The sequence below is a fragment of the Qipengyuania polymorpha genome (assembly GCF_019711435.1).
Taxonomy (GTDB): domain Bacteria; phylum Pseudomonadota; class Alphaproteobacteria; order Sphingomonadales; family Sphingomonadaceae; genus Qipengyuania; species Qipengyuania polymorpha.
Map to the genome: position 1 here is coordinate 431,766 of NZ_JAIGNK010000003.1, position 21,364 is coordinate 453,129.

Here is a 21,364-nt window from a genome sequence, read left to right on the forward strand (position 1 = left end):
TTACCCCTGCTTCATCAAGTCGGCGAGACCGGCAAAGGCGCTGCCTTCGCGCGGAGCCTGCTGGCGGGCAGGCTGTTGCCGTTCCTGCTTGCGGCGCGAGGGGCGCCATTCCCAGCTGTCGGGGCGGGGCGGACCGAAAGCGCCCTCGGCAAGCGGCTTTGCGCGCTGGACGCGGAAACCGGCCTGGCCGAGCAGGCGCTCGGCGTTCTTCTCTTCCAGCCCGATGGAGATGGGCAGCGCGAGGTCGAGGCGGAACTTGCGGCTCTTGTCGGCCTTGGCGCGCGCCTCGTGCGCGGCGCGGAAGATTTTCTCGGCGAGGTCGAGCCGGATGGCCTGCGAGCCTGCATGGCGATAGCCGGCGGGGAGCTTCTTCGCGTCGGGAATGACCGGCAGCATCGCTTCCTGCAGCGGGCGGCGGTCGATGCCGAGCTGGCTGAGGAGCTGGCGCGGGGCGGGCTTCAGCAGCATGGGCGCGAAAATGTCGAGCGCGCCGAAGGTCACGCCAATCTTGCGCAGGAACGGGCGCATTTCCTTGGGCAAATGCTCGATGCCCGCCTTTTCGCGGGTCACGAAGCCGTGTCCGGCAATGAGGTTCAAGAGCAGCGCGCGCGCCTGGCTACCTGCCTCAGGATTGGCCGAGGCGATATGCATGCGCCGTAGGGGCTCGAGCGGCTCGAGCGTCTTGTCGAGCCATGCGTCGAGCGCGTCCATCAGTGCCTTCTTCGCATTGTCCGGAAGGAGCAGCACCTCGCGCGAAGGTTCGAGCGCGGGTTTCACCTGCCCGTCGCGCGGCTGCAGTTTTGCCAGCATCTGGCCATTCCAGCGGATGGCACCGCGGGAAAGCTCGATATCGGCAAGGTCCGATGCCGCCAGCTTTTCCGCCTTTTCGCCAAGGATGCGCGGAAGGGCCTTTTCGGCCGCAGCAAGCAGCATCTTGCGGTCGGCATGGTTTGCCGCCGGGTCGACTTCGAAGCGGAAGCCCTCGACCTTACCCAGCGCCTCGTCCTCGACCAGCAGCGTGCCGTCTTCGGCGAGCGTGATGGGGAGCATGGAGGCGTCCTGTCCCAGCGATTTCATCAGTATGGCAGTCCTTCGGTTCACGAATCTTTCGGTCAGCCGCGCGTGGAGCGCATCCGACAATTTGGCTTCAACCCCACGGGCGCGCGCCGCCATTTCGTCACGGGCGAGCACCCAGTCGGGCCGCTGGCAGATATAGGCCCAGCTGCGGATGGCGGCAATTCGCCCCTGCAGGGTGTCGATATCGCCGCTTACATTGTCCAGTTCGGAAATGCGCGCGGCCACGTAATCTGCGCCAATATAGCCCTGGCTCAGATCCTGCCACAGCCGTGCGACGAAGCGGGCGTGCACGTCGGGGCCGCGCGCGCGGAAATCGGGGAGCGAGCAGGTCTCCCAGAAGCGTCGTACCATGCCCGGCCCGCGGACGTTGGCGGCAACCGGCTCGTCGGCAAGGCGTTTGAGGGTGGCGAGGTCGATGGCCTCAGGCGCCAGGCGCAATGCCTCATGCTCCGGCGGGCTTTCGAGGTCCGCAATCAGGACCCCGAGCGAATCGAAGCCCGGCTCCGGCTCGCGCCAGAACAGCTTGGTGATGGGAGCAAAACGATGCTCCTCGATGGCGTAGACTTCCTCGTCGGTGAATTCGGGGGCGGGACCCGCTTTGCCGCCCGCGCCAGCAAGCGTGCCGAAGGTCCCGTCGCGCTGGTGGCGACCTGCGCGCCCGGCAATCTGCGCCATCTCGGCCGGGAACAGCCGCCGCATCCGCACGCCGTCGAATTTGGACAGGCCCGCAAAGGCGACATGGTTGATGTCGAGATTGAGCCCCATGCCGATGGCATCGGTGGCGACGATATAGTCCACCTCACCATTCTGGAACAGTTCGACCTGCTTGTTGCGCGTTTCCGGTGAAAGTGCGCCCATGACCACGCCCGCCCCGCCGCGGAACCGCCGCAGCATTTCCGCAACCGCATAGACCTGCTCCGCGCTGAAGGCGACGATGGCGCTCCTTGGCGGCAGGCGCGATAGTTTGCGCGGGCCGATATGGGTGAGGGTGGAGAAACGCGGTCGCTCCGAAACCTCGACGCCCGGTATCAGCGCCTTCACCATCGGCTCCAGTGTCGCAGAGCCGAGCAGCATGGTCTCCTCGCGGCCCCGCGCATTGAGCAGCCGGTCGGTGAAGACATGGCCCCGCTCGCGGTCCGAGGCCAGCTGCGCCTCGTCCAGCGCCACAAAGGCGCGCTCGTTTGCACTCCGGGGCATCGCCTCGACGGTGCAGCACAGATAGCGCGCATCGGGTGGCTCGATGCGCTGTTCGCCGGTGATGAGCGCGACCTGCTTCTCGCCCTTGATCGCGACCACGCGGTCGTAGACTTCACGCGCGAGCAGGCGCAGCGGAAAGCCCATCGCCCCGCTCGAATGCGCGCAAAGGCGTTCGATGGCGAGATGGGTCTTGCCGGTGTTGGTGGGTCCGAGGACCGCCTTGACGGAGGCGTCGTTCACATTTGCCTAGGTGGCAGCGCGGGCTGCAAGGTGCAACCATCCGCCGAAATCCGCCCACGGTTCGTCGCTCAGGAGACTCGCCCTGTCGACGGTTAAGACGAATTTCACTTTGTTTGTCTATCAATTCGGGCAATCAGGACGAAACGTGCGACGGGCAGGGTCTTGTCGGACAATCGAAAGACGAGGGGCACAAGTGGGTCTTTCCACGCACAGGAAAGCAAAAGGCGAAAAGCAGGTCGTTGCCGGTCTCGGCGGCGATGCTGCAATTGCCGAACCTGCGCGCGCCGCTTCCTTCAGCGATATGCGCGACCGCGTCTATTCGCGGATCGAGAATCTCGACATCGCACCCGACCTTGGCGCGGATATCGGTTCGAAGCGCTGGTTCCGCGGTCTCGGCACATTCGTCGGCCTTTCCGTAGTGGCGCTGGCCTTCTGGCCCGACTTCGCCCCGCTCGAAGCGGCCTCGCCGCTGCCCGACGATGCACAGGTGCGCAGCGAATACCGCAGCCAGATGATCATGCCGCTGGGCCTTGGCGCCGATACGGGCCGCCGCATGGGTCCGACCGCGCTGGTCCGCCCGCTCGCCGAAGCGCCCGAGCGCCCGCAGATGCAGCTGCTCGCCACGCTCGGCCGTGGTGACAGCCTCGAGCGCACACTGATGCGCGCGGGCCTCGCGCGCGGCGAAGCGGACGAGGTGACAAAGCTTATCGGCAGCGCCGTTTCGCTCGATGACCTCGAGCCGGGCACGCAGATCGATATCACGCTGGGCCGCCGCCCCGAAGCCGGTGCCAAGCGCCCGCTCGACAAGCTCAATTTCCGCGCGCGTTTCGACCTTGAGCTCAAGGTCGACCGGCAGGGCGATGACGGCCCGCTCAACCTGACCCGCCGCATCATCCGTGTCGACGAGACGCCGCTGCGCATTCGCGGGCAGGTGGGCGACAGCCTCTATCGTTCGGCGCGTGCCGCAGGCGCTCCCGCAAGTGCGGTGCAGGCCTATATCAAGGCGCTGGGCACGCAGCTCGACCTCCAACGCGATGTTCGTGCAGGCGACACTTTCGACATGATCGTGTCGCACCGCCGCGCCGCCACGGGCGAGCGTCAGGCAGGCAAGCTGCTCTTCGCAGGCCTCGAACGCGGCTCGCGCGGCGGGGTGAACCTGATGCGCTGGGGCGAAGAAGGCGATTTCTACGACGCCGACGGCACGGGCGAGGAAAAGGGCGGCCTAGTCGCCCCCGTCCCCGGTCGGATGACGTCACGCTACGGCATGCGCCGTCACCCGGTTTTGGGCTATCGCCGCATGCATTCGGGTGTCGATTTCAGGGCGCGGCACGGAACGCCCATCGTCGCCGTGACCGATGGCCGTGTGACCGGCGCCGGTCGCATGGGCGGCTGCGGTAATGCCGTACGCATTCGGCACAATAACGGCATCGACACGCGCTACTGCCACATGAGCCGCATCGCGGTGAACCGCGGGGCGAGCGTGCGGCGGGGGCAGGTCATCGGCTATGTCGGCTCGACCGGCCTCTCGACCGGCCCGCATCTCCATTACGAGATGTATCGCGGCGGCAAGGCCGTGAATCCGGCTTCGGTCAGCTTCGTGACCCGCAAGCAACTCTCGGGCAGCGAGTTGGAACGCTTCCGTTCCGCCATGGGTACGCTGCGCGATGTCGAGGAAGGCGCGGCACTTGCCGATCTGGCCCCGACCGCCGAGGAAACCGCCGAAGAAGAACCGGCCCGCGAAATCGACAAGCTCGACAAGCCCAAGACCATCGGCTGACCTCCTCCCGGATTGCGTGAGCCTTCGCTTTACGGCAAGGCTCCGCCCCATGACAGACGCCGCCTACCCCGCCACTCGCCTCCGCCGCACGCGCGCCCATTCCTGGAGCCGCGCGATGCACCGCGAGACCGTGCTCACCCCCGCAGACCTTATCTGGCCGCTCTTCGTCACCAGCGGCACCGGTGTGGAAGAACCGGTCCAGAGCCTACCGGGGGTTTCGCGCTGGTCGGTCGACGGGATCGCCAAACGCGCGAAGGAAGCGGTCGAGCTCGGTATTCCGTGCATCGCGCTCTTCCCCAACACTCCTGCCGACAAGCGCAGCGAGGGCGGGGACGAGGCGCTCAACCCCGACAATCTCATGTGCCGCGCCATCAAGGCTGTGCGCGATGCCTGCGGGAACGACATCGGCATCCTCACCGACGTCGCACTCGACCCCTACACCAGCCACGGGCAGGACGGACTGGTCGATGCGCAGGGCTATGTCCTCAATGACGAAACCGTCGCCATTCTCGTCGACCAGGCGGTGAACCAGGCGGCGGCCGGCGCGGACATCATTGCGCCCTCCGACATGATGGACGGCCGCGTAAAGGCGATCCGCCTGGCGCTGGAAATGGATGGGCAGCCCAATGTCCAAATCATGGCCTATGCCGCCAAATACGCCTCTGCTTTCTACGGCCCGTTCCGCGATGCGGTAGGCTCGGGCGGCCTGCTGAAGGGCGACAAGAAGGGTTACCAGATGGACCCGGCCAATGGCGACGAGGCCTTGCGCGAAATTGCCATGGACATCGCTGAGGGCGCTGACAGCGTCATGGTGAAGCCCGGCCTCGCCTATCTCGACGTCATCTGGCGCGCCAAGGAGCGCTTCGGCGTTCCTGTCTTCGCCTACCAGGTCAGCGGCGAATATGCGCTTATCGAGGCAGGAGCCGCCGCCGGTATTGCCGACCGCGAGGCGCTGCTGATGGAAAAGCTCGTCGCCTTCAAGCGCGCGGGCTGCTCGGGAATCCTCACCTATCACGCCCCCGTGGCGGCGAGCCTGCTCGGTGCCTGAGTTCCGCCACGAAACCGACCGCCTCGTCTTGCGCGACTGGCGCGAGGAGGACTGGGAGCCGTTCTGGCAAGCCACCAACACGCCTGCCGTCATGGAGTGGCTGGGCGGCGTATGCGATGACGCCAAGCGCGCTGCCGCCCAGCAAAGACTGCTGGATTATCAGGCACAGGATGGTCACACCTTCTGGGCCGTCGAGCGTAAGGAGGATGGCGTCATCCTCGGCTTCTGCGGGCTGAAGCGCTGCAACCAGGCAGGCGGGCCGGTTGGCGAGATGGAAGTCGGCTGGCGCCTGCGCGAAGATGCCTGGGGCAAGGGCTACGCCAAGGAAGCCGCTGCCGCCTCGCTCGACATCGCGTTCGAGCGCTTCGGAGCTGAGCAGGTGGTCGCGCTGACCGTCGAACCCAATGTGGCCAGTTGGGGACTGATGAAGCGTCTCGGCATGCGGCACCGCGAGGACCTCGATTTCCAGAACAGCGACTTCGGGGCCGACACCATTATCGTCTATGGCATTGAACGCGGCGCCTGGACGGACCTCGATGGCTGACATTATCGCCGAAACGCAAAGGCTTATCCTCCGGACCATCGATGAACCCGATGCGGCCGAACAATACCGCGTGCTCAACACTCCTGCAGTCATGGCACGGCTGGGTGGGCCCAAGGAACTGCACGAGATCGAGGCGAAGCACGCCAAGGCGATGCAGTGGTACGCCCAGCGCGGCTTCAGCTTCCTGATGCTCATCGAAAAGGAGAGCGGCGAACTTGTCGGCCATGCGGGCATCAAGCTGGTCGACAATCCCTTGGCCAAGAATCAGGGGGATCATGAAATCGGCTGGCTGATACGCGAAGATCGCTGGCGCAGGGGCTATGCCGAGGAGGCGGTCCGCGCTGTGCTCGAATGGGCTTTCACCCGGGTCGATGCGCCGCATGTCGTCGCGCTGACGAGCGAGGCCAATGTGGCGAGCTGGAAACTCATGAAAAAACTCGGCATGGTCCGCCGCGAAGACCTTGATTTCGAAGATCCCGAATATCCCCCCGAGGATAATCCGGTCATCCAGTATTCGCTCACGAAAGACCAATGGGAGCACGCGCAATGAACCGCCCCGGCGTCAACATCATCCCCATCCACAGCAAGACGCCGAAAATCCACGAGAGCGCCTTCATCGCGCCTGGCTGCACCATCATCGGCGACGTCACCATCGGGGCGGAGAGCTCGGTCTGGTACAATTGCGTGCTGCGCGCCGACGTCAGCCGCATCGTCATCGGCGAGCGGAGCAATGTGCAGGACGGCAGTGTGCTCCACTGCGACCCCGAGCGCCCGGGCGACCCCGACGGCAGCCCGCTCATCATCGGCAACGACGTTCTCATCGGCCACATGGCGATGGTCCACGGCTGCATCATCGAGGACCGCGGCTTCGTCGGCCTTGGCGCCATAGCGATGAACAAGGCGGTCATAGGCAGCGACGCCATGCTGGCGGCGGGCGCCATGCTCACCGAAGGCAAGGTCATGGGCGCGCGCGAGCTCTGGGGCGGCCGTCCCGCGCGCAAGATGCGCGACCTCGACGATGCCGCCATTGCGGGCATGCGCATCGGCGTGGCGCATTATGCCGAGAACGCGAAACATCATTCCGAAGCCGTTGCGGCGGCGCTCGACTAGCGGATGGGTCGACCCAAACAGGCCCTTCCCGATGCGAGCGCAATCGAAGCCCTGATCGACGAGCGGGGCCAGCTGCGGGTTCGCGTCACGCCGGGTGCGCGGGTGGACGATGTGAGCCTTTTCGAAGGCCAGCTTGCCGTGAAGACACGGGCAAAACCGCAGGATGGCGCGGCGAATGAAGCGGTGATGGCCGTGGTCGCCAAGGCGCTGGGCATCGCGCCGTCGTTCGTCGCGTTGTTACGCGGCCAGACTTCGCGCGAGAAGGTGCTGCGGATTTCCCGTTAGCTCGCCGGCTGGCGGATGTAGCGGAACATGTAGCCGACGAAATCGGCCTTGCCGATGTCGAGACCTTCCTTGCGCAATATCGCGTAAGCCGTTGTTGCGTGGAAATAATACTGCGGAACGGCCCAGTCGCGGACATATTCGCCCGCGGTCAGGTCGAAGGTCATGCCATTGGGAATGACCAGTTCGATCTTCTCGTTTTCCGCGAGGAAATTGTGCGCCGACCATTTCTCGACATCGGCCTTGCGCTCCGCCACCATCTTGCGCGCTTCGGCAAGGGTTTCAGGGTCTTGCTCGGTGGATTTGAAGTCGAGCCCGATGAGCCGCGCCATGGCTTCGCCCGGCATGTTCACCAGGAACCGGACCTGCGTGGAAAGGGGCAGCATGTCTTCGGCCAGCTTCTCGGCGAGCAGCGCATCGCCCTTGCCGTGCTCGGCAGCCTTCTTGAGCAGTCCGTCGAGCGTCCCCAGCATCTGGAGGTGCGTGGCGACGAGCAAATCCTTGTGGGTCATCATTCTCTCCCGTGTACCGCGCCGCACCTAGCGCATGAGGCACTGCCGTCAATCGGCGATGAGGGCGCGCAGGGCCTCGATACGGTCGGCCTCGTGCGGGGGCTTGTCCCAGCGGATGCGGTGGATGCGCGGAAAACGCATGGCGAGGCCGGACTTGTGGCGCTTACTCTCGTGAACGCTGTCGAAGGCGACTTCGAAGACGAGGCTCTTGTCGGTCTCGCGCACCGGGCCGAAGCGATTGACCGTGTTGCCGCGCACATGGCGGTCGAGTTTCTTCAATTCTTCGTCGGTGAAGCCCGAATAGGCCTTGCCGACGGGCAGCAGGTCGGCGCCCTCGTCGGGGTCGCCGTCCCAGCAGCCGAAAGTGTAGTCGGAAAAGAAGCTCGAGCGTTTGCCGCTGCCGCGCTGAGCATACATCAGCACGCAGTCGACCAGCAGCGGGTCGCGCTTCCATTTGTACCAGTATCCCACACGGCGCCCGGCGATATAGGGGCTGTCCTTGCGCTTGAGCATCAGCCCTTCGATGGCGTCTTCGCGGCTGCCTTCGCGGATTTGCGAAAGGTGCTCGAAATCAGTCGCTTCGACGACGGAGCTGATATCGAAATGAGATGCGGGAAGCCGTGACGCCAGCGCTTCGAGCCGTCCGCGCCGCTGTTCCCACGGGAGCGGGCGCAAGTCCTCGCCTTCGAGCAGCAACACATCGTAAAGCCTTACAAATGCGGGATAATCCTTCAGCATCTTCTTCGAGACGGTCTTGCGCCCCAGCCTTTGCTGGAGCGCGTTGAAGCTCGCCGCCCCGCCAGCTTCGCCGCCCTGCACATTGCCGCGCACCAGCAACTCGCCGTCGAGCACCGCATTCATCGGCAAGACGCCCAGCAATTCGGGGAAAGTGGCCGAAATATCGTCTCCGGAACGGGAAAACAGGCGCGTTTCGCCGCCTGCGCGTACCAATTGCACGCGAATCCCGTCCCATTTCCATTCTGCGGCGTAATCGCCAAGGTCGACAACCGTCTCCTCGAGCGGGTGGGCGAGCATGAAAGGGCGGAAGGTGGGCAGGTTCTCGATATCGGGCGGCGCGGCACCATCGGCGGCCCAGGCGAAGAGGTCAGCGTAGGGCGGGGTGAGGCCGTGCCAATATTCCTCCACATCCTCGACCGAGACGTCGAAACTTTGCGCGAAAGCCGTCTTGGCGAGCCGCGAGCTGACGCCAATCCGCATACCGCCGGTGGCCAACTTGAGCAGCGCGTAACGCCCCGAAGAATCGAGCCTGTCCAAGAGCTTGGGAAGTTCTTTTACCACTGATTTGCGGTTCATGGCCGAAAGCAATTCCACCGTCTCGCTGACCGAGGGCGGTGAGGGCGGCTCTTGCGGCGCGGGCCAGAGCAGGCTTGCCGTCTCGGCGGTATCGCCCACGAAATCGCGACTCAAGGTCCACAGCACCGGGTCGATACGGTCTTTCAGGAGATTGCGGATGGTGGAGCTTTTAACTGCGGGGAAATCGAGCCCGTCCGACAGCGCCGCGAGCGCCCATCCGCGGTCAGGGTCGGGGGTGGCCTGCAGATACGCGGCAATCAGCCGCAATTTCTCGTTGCGGCTGCGCGTATAGACCAGCGCGTCGATGAGGGCGGCGAACTCTTCCACGCCTTCAGTCGTCCTCGTCCTCGTATCCCACCAGCGCGAGCGCCTTGGCGCGGCGCTGGTGAAGCTGGCACCATCTGAGCAGCGCGTCCTCGCGGCCGTGTGTAATCCAGTTCTCCTGTGCGTCGACTTCGCGGATGGTGCGGGTGAGTTCGCTCCAGTCGGCATGGTCGGAAATGACGAGGGGCAGCTCGACATTGCGCTGGCGGGCACGCTGGCGCACGCGCATCCAGCCGCTCGCCATGGCGGTGATGGGTTCGGGGAGACGGCGGCTCCAGCGGTCGTTCAAGGCCGAGGGCGGGCTGATGACGATAGCCCCCCGCAAATCGCCCTTCTTCGCATCGGCAACGAGGCGCAACTCGCCGAGATCGACGCCGTGCTCCTCGTAAAGCCGGCACATCTTCTCCATCGCGCCATGGAGGTAGATCGGCTGGTGATGCCCCGCCGCGCGCAATTCGGCGATGACGCGCTGCGCCTTGCCCAGCGCATAGGCACCGACGAGTACGCAGCGGTCGGGATGCGCTGCCAGCCGGTCCAGCAGCTTGCGCATTTCCTCCTCGATGGGCGGATGCTCGAAGACCGGCAGCCCGAAGGTCGCCTCGGTGATGAAGATGTCGCAGGCCGTGACCTCGAAAGGCGGGCAGGTCGGGTCCGCGCGGCGCTTGTAATCGCCGGTCACGATGACCCGCTCGCCGGCATGTTCGAGCAGGATTTGCGCGCTGCCGAGGACGTGGCCTGCAGGGATGTATGTCGCATCGACGCCGCCCTTGAGGCGGATGGTCTCGCCATATTCGATTGGCACGGCCTTGTGCGGGATTTCACCGGCATCGTCCTCGGCCCCGGTGCGATAGCGCAATTCCATGATGGCGAGCGTTTCGGGCGTGGCGACGGTCTGGCCGTGGCCTCCGCGCGCGTGGTCGGCATGGCCGTGGGTGACGAGCGCGTTGTCCACCGCGCGGCTGGGATCGACCCAGCAATCGGCGGGGGGGATGTAGATCCCGTGCGGTTCGGGCTTTATCCAGGAAAAAGGCGCGGCCATCGCCGATTCAAGCAAGCGCCGGGCGATGCGTTCCCGTCAGCTCATCGCGGGCGGGCGCGAAACCGTTCGAGCACGCGCCGGAAAGTCGGTTTCTGGCCGGTCGAGAGCAGGCTGGCGCGGAACAGGCGGCCGATGAAGACCATCTCGACCGCAATCGCGATGGCGAGCAAGATCCCCGAGCCGATGAGCACCCAGGTCTCGATACCCATCCCAAGGCGCGCGAGCACGGCAAAGGGCGTCCAAAGCGGTATCCAGGTCAGAAGGTCGACCATGACCCCGCCCTTGCCTGCAAGGATGGCCTGCAGGAGGAAGGTGATCGGCAGCAAGATGGCGAGCAGGACAGGCATGAGATAGCCCTGTGCCTCGCTCATCGAATCCACCATTGCGCCGATGGCGACGAAGATGGCCGAAATGCCGATATATCCCGCGATGAAGAAATAGAGGATGGCGATGATGATGCCGGGCGAGGACACCGGTTCCAGCGCGGGGCGGATCATGTCCGATATCGTGCCCTGCGTGGCAAAGGCGGCTGCAGCGGCGCAGGCGGCCCAGACCGCGATCATCAGCAGGCCGACCGCAAGGCTGCCGAGCAGCTTGCCGTACATCAGCTCTTCGGGGCGGATGCAGGCGAGCAGCGATTCGAGGAGCTTGTTCGAACGTTCCTCCACGCTGCCCTGCAGCATCCAGCTGCCCGAGAGCATCAGGCTCATCATCAGGATGTAGGAAAGCGCCAGAGGTACGATGGAGCGCACCAGCAGCGCCTCACGCGCACCGCCACCGGGGGGCGGGGTGGTGACGGAAATGGCCGGCACCGCACCCTGGATGGCGGCGGCATCCGCTCCGCTCACGCCGCGCTGGGCGAGCAGGCGTGTACGCAGGTCGCCGGTCAGCACCTCCTGCAGCGTGGCCACGAAGCTCGGGCGGGGCTGGTTGGCAGAGTAGAGGTCGATGCGCGGGTCGGCGGGGTAGTTCTCGCCGATGCGGACGATAATCTCCGGCGCGTCGGCGCTGTCGGCCTCGAACAGCGCCTGCGCGGCATTGCTGAATTCCTCGCGATCGAGCGCGGCAAGCTCGTCGCCGGCGGCGAGGAACGTGTAGTCCGGACTCTCCGGCTCGAATTCGGGGACCCCTTCGGGGCTTGCCGATTGCAGCTTTTCCACCGCCCCCTCGACTCCTCCGGCGCGGCGGAATGCGTCGATGTCTTCGGCGGTGTACCAGCGGTCGTGCTGGGTCCACGGTGCGCCGGGCGCCACGCCGTCGAGATCGTACCGCTGGCTGTGCCGCGACAGGCGGCGAAGCGTCTCGCGGTCGGCGTCTTCGTTGAAGCGGGCCTCGATCTCGGCGGCAGCATCGGTACCCGACAGATCGACCAGCGCGACCCGGGTCGCCTCGGCGCTGCCGAGCGTACGGGTGAAAATGGGCCCCAGTGCCAGCGCGGCGGGAAGAATGAGGAGTGTGAGCCAGAAGCTCTTCAAAGCAAGGATCTGGCGAAACTCGCGCTTTGCGACGAGGAGGACATTGCCCATCATTCTTCCACTCCCTCGCCGCCAACCAGTTCGACGAATATGTCGTGCAGGCTCGCGCGGTGCTCGTTCCACCGGCGTAGTGCGATGCCCGAGGTGGAACAGTGTTCGAGCACGCTTTCGGGCTGGACGCCGGGGTCGAGCTCCACCTGCCATTCCTGCCAGCCATCGACCGGAGCGCCGACAGGGTCGGCCGAGTGTACGCCGGGAAGGGCGGTCACCTTGTGGTTCGATACGACGGCGATATGCGCCGGCAATTGCGCGCGTGCTTCTTCAAGCGTGCCTTCGAAACGCTTGCGTCCCTTGCGCAGCAGCAGCAGGCGGTCGCACAGGCGCTCGGCATGCTGCATGACATGGGTCGAGAAGATGACCGCCGCGCCGCGCTGCGATGCCCGCAGGATTTCGTTCTCCAGCAGTCCCTGGTTGACGGGGTCGAGACCGGAGAACGGCTCGTCGAGCATGAGGAGTTCGGGCTGGTTGACGAGGCTGGTCGCCAGCTGGACCTTTTGCGCCATGCCCTTGGACATGTCGCCGATCTCGCTCTTTGCGCGGTCGGCCAGGTCGAAGCGTTCGAGCAATTGCATGCCGCGCGCCCTTGCCGTGGCCGTATCCATGCCCTTAAGCCGTCCGAAATAGATGATCGTGTCGATGGCGCTCATCGCTGCATAGAGCCCGCGCTCTTCGGGAAGGAAGCCGATCGCGCTTGATTGCCTGCGATCCGGCGCGGCCCCGAGAACGGAAATGCTGCCCGAGGTCGGTCGGATGATGTCGAGCACCATGCGCAGCGTCGTGGTCTTGCCTGCACCATTGCCGCCGAGGAAGCCGAAGATTTCGCCTGGCGCTACCTCGAAGGACAGATCATTCACTGCCAGCACATCGCCGAAGCGCTTGACGAGATTGCTTACTTCCAGAACCGACATGGCTGCCTCGCCCCCAAGAGTGGCCGGACCCTATGGATTATGGAGCGTCAGGGCAAGCTGGCTGAGGCCGGACAGAAAAGGGGCCGGTTTGCGCCGACCCCTTCGTGTTGTTCTGGCAGATTTTCTCAGCTCTCGCCGTCACCCTTGTCGCCGCTCTTCTCCGGGCCTTCGCTGGCTCCGGCGTCAGGCTTTTTCTTGGGCGCAGCCTTCTTCTTGGCGGCCGGCTTTTTCTTTGCCGCCGGTTTGGCCTTGGGCGGTGCAGGAGTGAGTTCGAAGGCGGGCTTGCCGTCCTTCATCGTCACCGACACCTCGCCGCCATCGGCCAGCTTGCCGAACAATAGCTCTTCGGCGAGCGGCTGCTTGATCTTCTCCTGGATCAGGCGGCCCATGGGCCTCGCGCCGTAGAGCTTGTCATAGCCCTTGTCGGCCAGCCACGCGCGGCTTTCCTTGTCGAACTGGATATCGACATTCTGTTCGGCCAGCTGCAGTTCGAGCTGGAGGATGAACTTGTCGACCACGCGGGCGACCGTGCTCTTGCCCAGGTAGCCGAAGGGCACGATCGCATCGAGGCGGTTGCGGAATTCCGGCGTGAACATGCGCTTCACCGCTTCCTCGCTCGCATCTTCCTTCGACACGTCGCCGAAACCGATGCCCTGCTTGGCCATGTCGGACGCGCCCGCATTGGTGGTCATGATGAGCACCACGTTGCGGAAGTCGACCGTCTTGCCGTGATGGTCGGTCAGGCGGCCGTTATCCATCACCTGCAGCAGGATGTTGAAGAGGTCGGGATGCGCTTTTTCGATTTCGTCGAGCAGCAACACGCAATGCGGGTTCTGGTCGATGGCATCGGTGAGGAGGCCGCCCTGGTCGTATCCGACATAGCCCGGAGGCGCACCGATAAGGCGCGAGACGCTGTGGCGCTCCATATATTCGGACATGTCGAAGCGCTTGAGCTCGATTCCCATGATGCTGGCGAGCTGCCGCGCGACTTCGGTCTTGCCGACGCCGGTCGGGCCGGAGAACAGGAACGAGCCGATGGGCTTGTCCGGATCGCGCAGGCCTGCACGGCTGAGCTTCATCGCGGTCGAGAGCTTGTCGACGGCCGCATCCTGTCCGAAGACGACGTGCTTGAGGTCGCGATCGAGGTTCTGGAGCGCCTTCTTGTCGTCACTCGACACCGATTTGGGCGGGATGCGCGCCATGGTCGCGATCACGGCCTCGATTTCCTTGGCGGTGATCTTCTTCTTCCGGCGGCTGGGCGGGACAAGCATCTGCATCGCGCCGACCTCGTCGATCACGTCGATCGCCTTGTCGGGCAGCTTGCGGTCGTTGATGTAGCGCGCCGAGAGCTCGACCGCGGTCTTGAGCGCATCGGGCGTGTACTTGACCTTGTGATGCTCTTCGAAAGCGGTCCGCAGGCCCTTGAGGATGGCAATCGTATCCTCGATGGTCGGCTCGTTGACGTCGATCTTCTGGAAGCGGCGCAGCAGCGCGCGGTCCTTCTCGAAGTGGTTGCGGAATTCCTTGTAGGTGGTCGACCCGATGCAGCGGATAGCGCCGCTGGAAAGGGCTGGCTTCAGCAGGTTGGAGGCGTCCATGGCCCCGCCGCTGGTTGCGCCCGCACCGATGACCGTGTGGATTTCGTCGATGAAGAGGATGGCCTCGGGCATGCCTTCGAGCTCGTTTACGACCTGCTTCAGCCGCTCCTCGAAATCGCCGCGATAGCGCGTGCCCGCCAGCAGCGCGCCCATGTCGAGCGAGTAGATGATCGCTTCCTCGAGCACTTCGGGCACATCGCCCTCTACGATCTTGCGCGCGAGGCCTTCGGCAATCGCGGTCTTGCCCACGCCCGGATCGCCCACATAAAGCGGGTTGTTCTTCGAACGGCGGCAGAGGATCTGCACCGTACGGTCGACTTCCGGGCCGCGGCCGATGAGCGGGTCGATCCGCCCGTCCTCGGCTTTCTGGTTGAGGTTCACCGTGAACTGGTCGAGCGCGGTTTCCTTCTTGTCGGCAGCCTTGCCACCTTCTGCGCCGGGCTCGCCGCCCTGCGCCTCTTCCGCGCCCTGAGGGGGCTTGCTCTCGACCTGCTTGCCGCCCTTGCCGATGCCGTGGCTGATGAAGCTCACCGCATCGAGACGGCTCATATCCTGCTGCTGGAGGAAATAGACCGCATAGCTGTCCCGCTCGGAGAATAGCGCAACCAGCACATTGGCGCCGGTCACCGTGTCCTTGCCCGAGGACTGGACATGGAGGATGGCGCGCTGGATGACACGCTGGAAACCGGCGGTCGGCTGCGGGTCCGCGCCTTCCTCGCTTTTGAGCGACTGGTATTCCTGTTCGAGATATTGCTTCACCACCGCCGACAATTCACCGGTGTCGACACCGCAGGCGGTCATCACGCCTGCTGCATCCTCGTCGCCGATGAGCGCGAGCAGCAAATGCTCGAGCGTGGCGTATTCGTGACGTCGCTCCGCCGCATCGGTCAATGCGGCGTGGAGGGTCTTTTCGAGGTTGGCGGCAAAACTGGGCATCAGGTCTCTGCTTTCCGAAGGACTCGCGGGTCTGCGAGATAAAGACAGGCTACCTTATGAAGGTTAGCCAAAGCTGTATGTTCCGAAGATATGGGGGCGTGGCGGCTGGTTTGAAGGCCTTGCCCCATCGCTCAGCTCTTTCGCCCGAAAAGCGCCTCGGCGGCATCGCGGTGCGCGGCGGCCTTGTCCCGGTGGGTTTCGACGCGGGCGATCTCGGCCTTCAGCAGGCCGATGCGCTCCTCCAGCTCCTCTTGCGAATAGGGGCCGAGGTCCTCGCTCGCGAGCTTGCTCGCGGCATCGCCCCGGGGGCGCGGGCGGTCGTCGTCTTCCATGCACTCCACAATCCACCGCAGCCCGGTTGCTGTCAACACGAGCGCGGGTTAATGCACCGCAGATTTCGGCAATGACGCCAGGCTATCAGGGGGCTCTTTTGGCGACTGGCTTACCAGAGACAATGACTGCAATGGGTTACGACGAGCCCGGCGGTCCGGACGTTTTCCGACCTGAAACTATTCCTGTGCCCGAGCCAGGCGAAAACCAGGTCCTCATCGAAGTCAGCCATGCGGGGGTGAACCGTCCCGACGTCATCCAGCGGCAGGGCTTCTACCCGCCGCCGCCGGGCGCCTCGCCCATTCCGGGACTGGAAGTCTCGGGCAAGGTGGTGGCCATCGGCAAGGGTGTCGCGCCCGAAATGCTCAACCGCAGGGTGTGCGCGCTGGTGAGCGGTGGTGGCTATGCCGAATACTGCCTCGCGCATGCGGCGCATTGCCTTGCGGTGCCGCGGCACATGGAGATGGCCGATGCCGCCGCCATTCCCGAAACGCTCTTCACCGTGTGGCACAATGTCTTCGAACGCGGGTTTGCGGCCGATGGCGAGACATTGCTCGTCCATGGCGGCACCAGCGGTATCGGCACCATGGCGATCCAGCTCGCCAAGGCTTTCGAGATGACCGTCATCACGACCGCCGGAAGCGAGGAAAAATGCAGCGCTGCCCGCGAGTTGGGCGCGGACCTTGCCATCAATTACAAGACGCAGGACTTCGTCGAGGAGGTGAAGTCATTCACGGGCGGTAAGGGCGTTGACGTCGTTCTCGACATGGTGTCGGGCAGTTATGTCCAGCGCAATCTCGACTGCCTCGCCGAGGATGGCCGCCACGTCACCATCGCGGTGCTCGGCGGGCTCAAGGCCGAAATCAACATGGCCAAGCTGATGAGCAAGCGCCAGATGATGACCGGCTCCACGCTGCGCCCCCGTTCGGACGAGTTCAAGGCGGTGCTGGCGGACGAAATCTACAACCACGCCTGGCCCCTGTTCGAAGACCGCACAATTGCACCGGTGATGGACAAGATTTTCCCGCTCGCCGAGGTGACAGCCGCGCACCAGCGGATGGAAGCAGGCGAGCATATTGGGAAGATAGTATTGCAGGTTCGTTGAGGCTCGGGACCCTCGGCACGCTATCGCTTGCCGAATCCGCTCCTCTCGCCTACATGAAAACCGCAATGGCCGCTCCGAAAGGGGCGGCCCTTCTATTTTCGGAACCTTCAAAAGGCACTTTTCATGGCCGACCAACCCACCCCGCTGATGCCGCATGCTACCGCCACCTGGCTGGTCGACAACACCGGCCTTTCCTTCGAGCAGATTGCCGAATTCTGCGGCCTTCACATCCTCGAAGTGCAGGCGATGGCCGATGACCTTGCGGGCAGCAAGTATACGGGCCGCGACCCGCTCCATTCGGGCGAGCTGACGCAGGCCGAGATTACCAAGGGCGAGGAAGACAGCGAATATCGCCTCAAGATGCAGCGCGCGCCGGTCGCGGTCAGCCGCACCAAGGGCCCGCGCTACACGCCGGTGTCGAAGCGCCAGGACAAGCCCGACGGCATCGCCTGGATCCTGCGCAACCACCCGGAAATTTCCGACGCGCAGATTGGCAAGCTCATCGGCACGACGCGCAACACCATCGGCGCCATCCGCGAGCGCAGCCACTGGAACATCCAGAACATCCAGCCCAAGGACCCGGTGACGCTCGGCCTGTGCTCGCAGCGCGAACTCGACGCTGTCGTGGCCAAGGCGGCCAAGAACCTGCCCGCTCCAGAAGAGGGCGAAGAGGCAGCACCCGCCGTCAGCGGTGTCAGCGACCGCGAGAAGCTCATCGAAGAGCTGCGCGCCGAACGCGATGCCAATGAAAAGGCTGCTGCCGAAGCCGCGCAGGAGGCCGAGGCCGAGGCTTGGCTCACCGCCAAGCGCGCCGCCGAAGAGGCTGGCGAGGGCGCCGAAGAAGCCTAAGGCTTTGGGCCGGACACAAAAGGGCGGGAGAGGCAGTTGCTTCTCCCGCCCTTTTTGCTTGCGTTTAAGGCGGGATGCGGCATGTTATTGACATGGATGTAAATAGCTATGCCTATCACCATCCCACGCCGTGGGACGCGCAATTCCAGCTGGCGAGCCTGCCGGACCTGCTGGCGCAAACCGTCGCCAAGGCCCCGCAGGCACCGTTCCTGCACTTCCTCGGCAAGACGTACAGCTATCGCGACATCCACGAAGAGGCGAAGCGCTTTGCCGCCGGCCTGATGGCGCGCGGGATCGAGCCGGGCGACCGCGTCGGCCTGTTCCTGCCGAATGTGCCGATCTACGCCTCCGCCTATTACGGCGCGATGATGGCGGGCGCGGTGGTGGTGAATTTCTCGCCGCTCTACACCGTCGAGGAATTGAGCTGGCAGGTCGCCGACTCCGGTACCCGCCTGCTCGTCACGCTCGACGTGCCCGAACTCTATGCGACTGCGGCCGAGGTCCTCGAGCAATCGCAGCTGGAGACGCTGGTGGTCGGCTCGCTCGCCGACATGCTGCCCTGGTACAAGGGACTGGCCTTGAAGACGCTGGGCCGCAGCAAGGTGGCCAAGGTCGGCTATTCGAAGACCACGCTCGGCTGGGCGGACACGCTTGGCGATGCTTCTTCCGCGACATTCCCTGCCATCGATGCGGCACACGACATCGCGCTGCTGCAATATACCGGCGGCACCACCGGACGGCCAAAGGGCGCAATGCTCGGCCATTCGCAGCTGGCGATGAACGCGCAGCAGACCGCCGGGCTCAATCCCTTCGGCACGCCTTCGCAAGAAGTCTTCATGGGGGCGCTGCCATTCTTCCATGTTTTCGCCAACACCGCGCTGCTCAACCATGCGATGGTGACAGGTGCCTCGATTGCCATGGTCCCGCGTTTCGATGCAGGGCAGGTGCTCGACACGATAGCGAAGTACAAGACGACCGGCTTTCCCGGCGTGCCGACCATGTTCCAGGCACTGCTCGACCACCCCAAGCTGGCCAAGACCGATATATCCTCCATCAAGGTTTGCATTTCGGGTGGCGCGCCCATGCCCGCGCCGGTGCATGACAAGTTCGAAAAGGTCACCGGCGTGCGCGTGGTCGAAGGCTATGGCCTCACCGAGAGCTCGGGCGTGGTATCGGCCAATCCCTATGAAGGCGTGCGCAAAAAGGGCACCATCGGCCAGCTCATCATGGGTACCGAGGTCATCTTCCTCGACAAGGAAGACCCCGAAAAGCTCGCTCCTGAAGGCGAGCCCGGCGAGCTTGCCGTCCATGGCCCGCAGATCATGGTCGGCTACTGGAACAAGCCCGAGACCGGGAACGACACTTTCGTCGAGCGCGACGGCAAGCGTTGGCTGCGCACCGGCGATGTCGCTGTGATGGACGAAGACGGCTTCCTCGAAATCGTCGACCGCATCAAGGACATGATTGCCGTCGGCGGGTTCAAGGTCTTCCCGAGCCAGGTCGAGGACGTGCTGCTTGAAAACGATGCCGTGAAAGAAGTGCTCGTCATTGGCGTGCCCGACGAATACCTCGGTGAGCGTCCGCGCGCCTATGTGACGCTTAACGACGTCACTGCGACCGCTGACGAGTTATGCGAATGGCTCAACGCTCGCGTCGGCAAGCACGAGCGGGTCGAGAGCATCGTCATCCGCGAGGAACTGCCCAAGACGCTGGTCGGCAAACTCGACCGCAAGGCCCTGCGCGCCGAACTGGGCATTTGACCTCCGCATAAAGAAAGGGCCGCACCCGTCTTCTCACGGGGCGGCCCAATCCTCTCCTAGCTGGAGAAATCAGTTGGCGAGCTGCAGCTCGGGCTTGGCGTCTGCCTTGGGGGCGGCAGCCGGCGCGCTCTTCTTCGGATCGCGGTGGGCGAAGCGGCCTTCGACCTGCGCGCCCTGCTCGATGGTCAGCGCATCATAGAAGACGTCGCCGGTGATGCGGGCGGTCTTGAGGATGACCAGTTCACGCGCGGTGATCGAGCCTTCGACCGTCCCGGCGAGGCGGGCGCTCTCGGCTTCGACTGCGCCGGTGACCTTGCTGGTTTCGCCCTGCACGAGGCTGGTGCAGGCGATGTCGCCTTCGACATTGCCGTCGATATGAAGGTCGGCCGATGCCTTGATGTCGCCCTTGATGGCGAGGTCCGAACCGAGGACCGAAAACGTGCTGCTATTCTTGGAAGCCATGGGGGCGCTGCGTCCTGGATTAGTGGGAGGCGTGGGCGAGCTCTGGGGCTCGGCGGATTTCTTCGAGAACATTGGGGGCTGTCTCCAGGAAGGTGCGGGGATTGACGGCGCGGCCGTTGATACGGACCTCGAAGTGGAGGTGCGGGCCGGTCGAACGACCGGTGCTGCCCATCTTGGCGATGATGTCGCCAGCGCCGACGCTGTCGCCGACCTTGGCGTCGTAGCGCGAGAGGTGGGCATAGCGGGTCATCAGGCCGTTGCCATGGGTAATTTCCACGGTCTTGCCGTAGCCACCCTTCCAGCCGACGAAGCTGACACGGCCCTTGGCTGCGGCATAGATCGGAGCGCCGATGCCGCCACGGAAGTCGAGGCCCTTGTGCATGGCAGCGCGGCGGTTGAACGGGTCGCGGCGATAGCCGAAGCCGCTAGAAATCATGTCACGCCGCGCCGGGGCGAACTGCGGAACGCCGCTGAGCGCTTCTTCCAAAGCCGACATGCGGGCCATCGAAAGGCCGAGACGTTCGAAGCGCGGGTCGATATTGCCCTTGCTGTCGGTGGCTAGCCCTTCAAGCGGACCACCCATCGCCTGGCTCTCGCTGCGGCGAATCACGGCATCGGGGTTGAGTTCGAGTTTCTTCAGCGCGGCAGCAGCACGATTGGCGCGCCAGTCGGCATAGCGGGTAAGGCCTTCGACGACCGCCAGCTGGCGGGCTTCGATCTTGGCGAGTTCTGCGGCCTGAGGGAAGGCGGCGCTGACTTTCTGGACGGTGGCAGCAGCTTCGGTCGAGGAATCGCTGACCTTGGTGTCGACCTTCATGTCGGCCGGCAGCAGTTCGGCAACGCCTTCGATGAATTCCATGCGGCGGTCGAGGTCGGTGCTGACCGCCTCGAGGTTGTCGCCGTAAGCGGCGAGACGTTCTTCCGATGTGGCGACCTTCGCTTCGCGGCTCAGCAGGCTGTCGCGATCGGCGCTGGCGCTGTACTGCGCCCAGCCGGCCACGCCCAGCGATGCAGCCCACACCACGGCGACGCCGACAGCAGTGGCTGCAGCAGCCTTCTGCACGCGCGACGAAATGGTGATGAATCGAACCTGGCCTTCCGAACGCATGAAGAACTCACGGTCCGGAAACCAGCTGTTGATACGGCTTACCCAGCCATCGGTTGAAGTTGAAATGTCCAAAACGACCCGTCCCTTGGTCTATATCCCTGCCATGGGTCGTATGGGAGAATCCTAATAAAATCGAATCCGGGTTCCCATAGAATCCACGAGTTGAGTTCTCGATGCGGTGAAGCGTTTCATCGCTGCAAAATTTTCGGAAAATTTGGAGATTAAAAAGTTTCAAAAGAGTTAACCATATTCCAGCGAATCGAGAACGTTCACATGCGCTGACAAGGACTTGCGTGGCTGCTAGGGCGC

General features: G+C 64.3%; 19 protein-coding genes. 9 read left to right on the forward strand and 10 right to left on the reverse strand.

Annotation, left to right across the window (positions count from 1 at the left end):
* Complete coding sequence (locus K3152_RS10940; protein ID WP_221574136.1) at positions 1 to 2,514, reverse strand: helicase-related protein; 2,514 nt, start codon at positions 2,512 to 2,514, stop codon at positions 1 to 3.
* Positions 2,515 to 2,707: 193 nt separating this feature from the next.
* Here K3152_RS10940 and K3152_RS10945 point away from each other — a divergent pair, with 193 nt between their 5' ends.
* The 6 genes from K3152_RS10945 to K3152_RS10970 are packed head-to-tail and all read left to right on the forward strand — an operon-like array spanning position 2,708 to position 7,278.
* Positions 2,708 to 4,291, forward strand: a complete 1,584-nt coding sequence (locus K3152_RS10945) for a M23 family metallopeptidase (protein WP_221574137.1) — start codon at positions 2,708 to 2,710, stop codon at positions 4,289 to 4,291.
* 49 nt (positions 4,292 to 4,340) lie between these two features.
* Positions 4,341 to 5,339, forward strand: coding sequence for a porphobilinogen synthase (gene hemB, locus K3152_RS10950; RefSeq protein ID WP_221574138.1), 999 nt, complete (start codon positions 4,341 to 4,343; stop codon positions 5,337 to 5,339).
* Positions 5,332 to 5,883 (forward strand): GNAT family N-acetyltransferase, encoded by a 552-nt coding sequence (locus K3152_RS10955; protein WP_221574139.1) that lies wholly within the window; start codon positions 5,332 to 5,334, stop codon positions 5,881 to 5,883. Before hemB ends, K3152_RS10955 begins: the two co-directional genes overlap by 8 nt.
* On the forward strand, positions 5,876 to 6,433 hold the full coding sequence (locus K3152_RS10960) for a GNAT family N-acetyltransferase (RefSeq protein WP_221574140.1): 558 nt from the start codon (positions 5,876 to 5,878) through the stop codon (positions 6,431 to 6,433). Before K3152_RS10955 ends, K3152_RS10960 begins: the two co-directional genes overlap by 8 nt.
* The gene (locus K3152_RS10965) at positions 6,430 to 6,993 is read left to right on the forward strand and encodes a gamma carbonic anhydrase family protein (RefSeq protein ID WP_221574141.1); all 564 of its coding nucleotides are present in this window, start codon (positions 6,430 to 6,432) and stop codon (positions 6,991 to 6,993) included. Before K3152_RS10960 ends, K3152_RS10965 begins: the two co-directional genes overlap by 4 nt.
* Positions 6,994 to 6,996: 3 nt before the next feature.
* Positions 6,997 to 7,278, forward strand: coding sequence for a DUF167 domain-containing protein (locus tag K3152_RS10970; RefSeq protein ID WP_221574142.1), 282 nt, complete (start codon positions 6,997 to 6,999; stop codon positions 7,276 to 7,278).
* Here K3152_RS10970 and K3152_RS10975 read toward each other — a convergent pair.
* The 7 genes from K3152_RS10975 to K3152_RS11005 form a co-directional block, all read right to left on the reverse strand.
* Positions 7,275 to 7,790, reverse strand: a complete 516-nt coding sequence (locus K3152_RS10975; RefSeq protein WP_221574143.1) for a DUF1993 family protein — start codon at positions 7,788 to 7,790, stop codon at positions 7,275 to 7,277. The genes K3152_RS10970 and K3152_RS10975 overlap by 4 nt on opposite strands.
* 45 nt (positions 7,791 to 7,835) lie before the next feature.
* Positions 7,836 to 9,428 carry a cisplatin damage response ATP-dependent DNA ligase gene (locus K3152_RS10980; protein ID WP_221574144.1) on the reverse strand — a complete coding sequence of 531 codons (1,593 nt, stop codon included), beginning with the start codon at positions 9,426 to 9,428 and terminating at the stop codon, positions 7,836 to 7,838.
* A gap of 4 nt (positions 9,429 to 9,432) precedes the next feature.
* Positions 9,433 to 10,464, reverse strand: a complete 1,032-nt coding sequence (locus K3152_RS10985; protein WP_221574145.1) for a ligase-associated DNA damage response exonuclease — start codon at positions 10,462 to 10,464, stop codon at positions 9,433 to 9,435.
* Between the two features lie 41 nt (positions 10,465 to 10,505).
* A complete protein-coding gene (locus K3152_RS10990) occupies positions 10,506 to 11,993 on the reverse strand; it encodes an ABC transporter permease (protein ID WP_221574146.1) in 1,488 nt (495 codons plus the stop codon).
* The gene (locus K3152_RS10995; RefSeq protein ID WP_221574147.1) at positions 11,990 to 12,907 is read right to left on the reverse strand and encodes an ABC transporter ATP-binding protein; all 918 of its coding nucleotides are present in this window, start codon (positions 12,905 to 12,907) and stop codon (positions 11,990 to 11,992) included. The genes K3152_RS10990 and K3152_RS10995 overlap by 4 nt, the downstream gene beginning before the upstream one ends.
* 125 nt (positions 12,908 to 13,032) lie before the next feature.
* The gene (gene clpA / locus K3152_RS11000; RefSeq protein ID WP_221574148.1) at positions 13,033 to 15,441 is read right to left on the reverse strand and encodes an ATP-dependent Clp protease ATP-binding subunit ClpA; all 2,409 of its coding nucleotides are present in this window, start codon (positions 15,439 to 15,441) and stop codon (positions 13,033 to 13,035) included.
* 131 nt (positions 15,442 to 15,572) lie between these two features.
* Positions 15,573 to 15,773: a DUF1192 domain-containing protein gene (locus K3152_RS11005; RefSeq protein ID WP_221574149.1), complete on the reverse strand. Its 201-nt coding sequence runs from the start codon at positions 15,771 to 15,773 to the stop codon at positions 15,573 to 15,575.
* A 122-nt stretch (positions 15,774 to 15,895) separates the two neighbouring features.
* On the opposite strand from K3152_RS11005, the gene K3152_RS11010 reads away from it, so the two are divergent.
* From K3152_RS11010 to K3152_RS11020, 3 genes are all read left to right on the forward strand, one after another.
* Positions 15,896 to 16,876 carry an NAD(P)H-quinone oxidoreductase gene (locus tag K3152_RS11010; RefSeq protein ID WP_247713352.1) on the forward strand — a complete coding sequence of 327 codons (981 nt, stop codon included), beginning with the start codon at positions 15,896 to 15,898 and terminating at the stop codon, positions 16,874 to 16,876.
* A gap of 123 nt (positions 16,877 to 16,999) precedes the next feature.
* Positions 17,000 to 17,725, forward strand: a complete 726-nt coding sequence (locus K3152_RS11015) for a DUF1013 domain-containing protein (RefSeq protein ID WP_221574150.1) — start codon at positions 17,000 to 17,002, stop codon at positions 17,723 to 17,725.
* Between the two features lie 92 nt (positions 17,726 to 17,817).
* On the forward strand, positions 17,818 to 19,485 hold the full coding sequence (locus K3152_RS11020) for a long-chain-fatty-acid--CoA ligase (protein ID WP_221574397.1): 1,668 nt from the start codon (positions 17,818 to 17,820) through the stop codon (positions 19,483 to 19,485).
* Positions 19,486 to 19,554: 69 nt separating this feature from the next.
* Here the strand turns inward: K3152_RS11020 and K3152_RS11025 are convergent, their stop codons facing one another.
* Together K3152_RS11025 and K3152_RS11030 are read right to left on the reverse strand one after the other, a co-directional pair.
* Entirely contained in the window at positions 19,555 to 19,947 is a 393-nt protein-coding gene (locus tag K3152_RS11025) for a bactofilin family protein (protein ID WP_221574151.1), read from the reverse strand.
* Between the two features lie 19 nt (positions 19,948 to 19,966).
* The gene (locus K3152_RS11030) at positions 19,967 to 21,055 is read right to left on the reverse strand and encodes a M23 family metallopeptidase (protein ID WP_221574398.1); all 1,089 of its coding nucleotides are present in this window, start codon (positions 21,053 to 21,055) and stop codon (positions 19,967 to 19,969) included.
* Positions 21,056 to 21,364 lie beyond the last annotated feature (309 nt).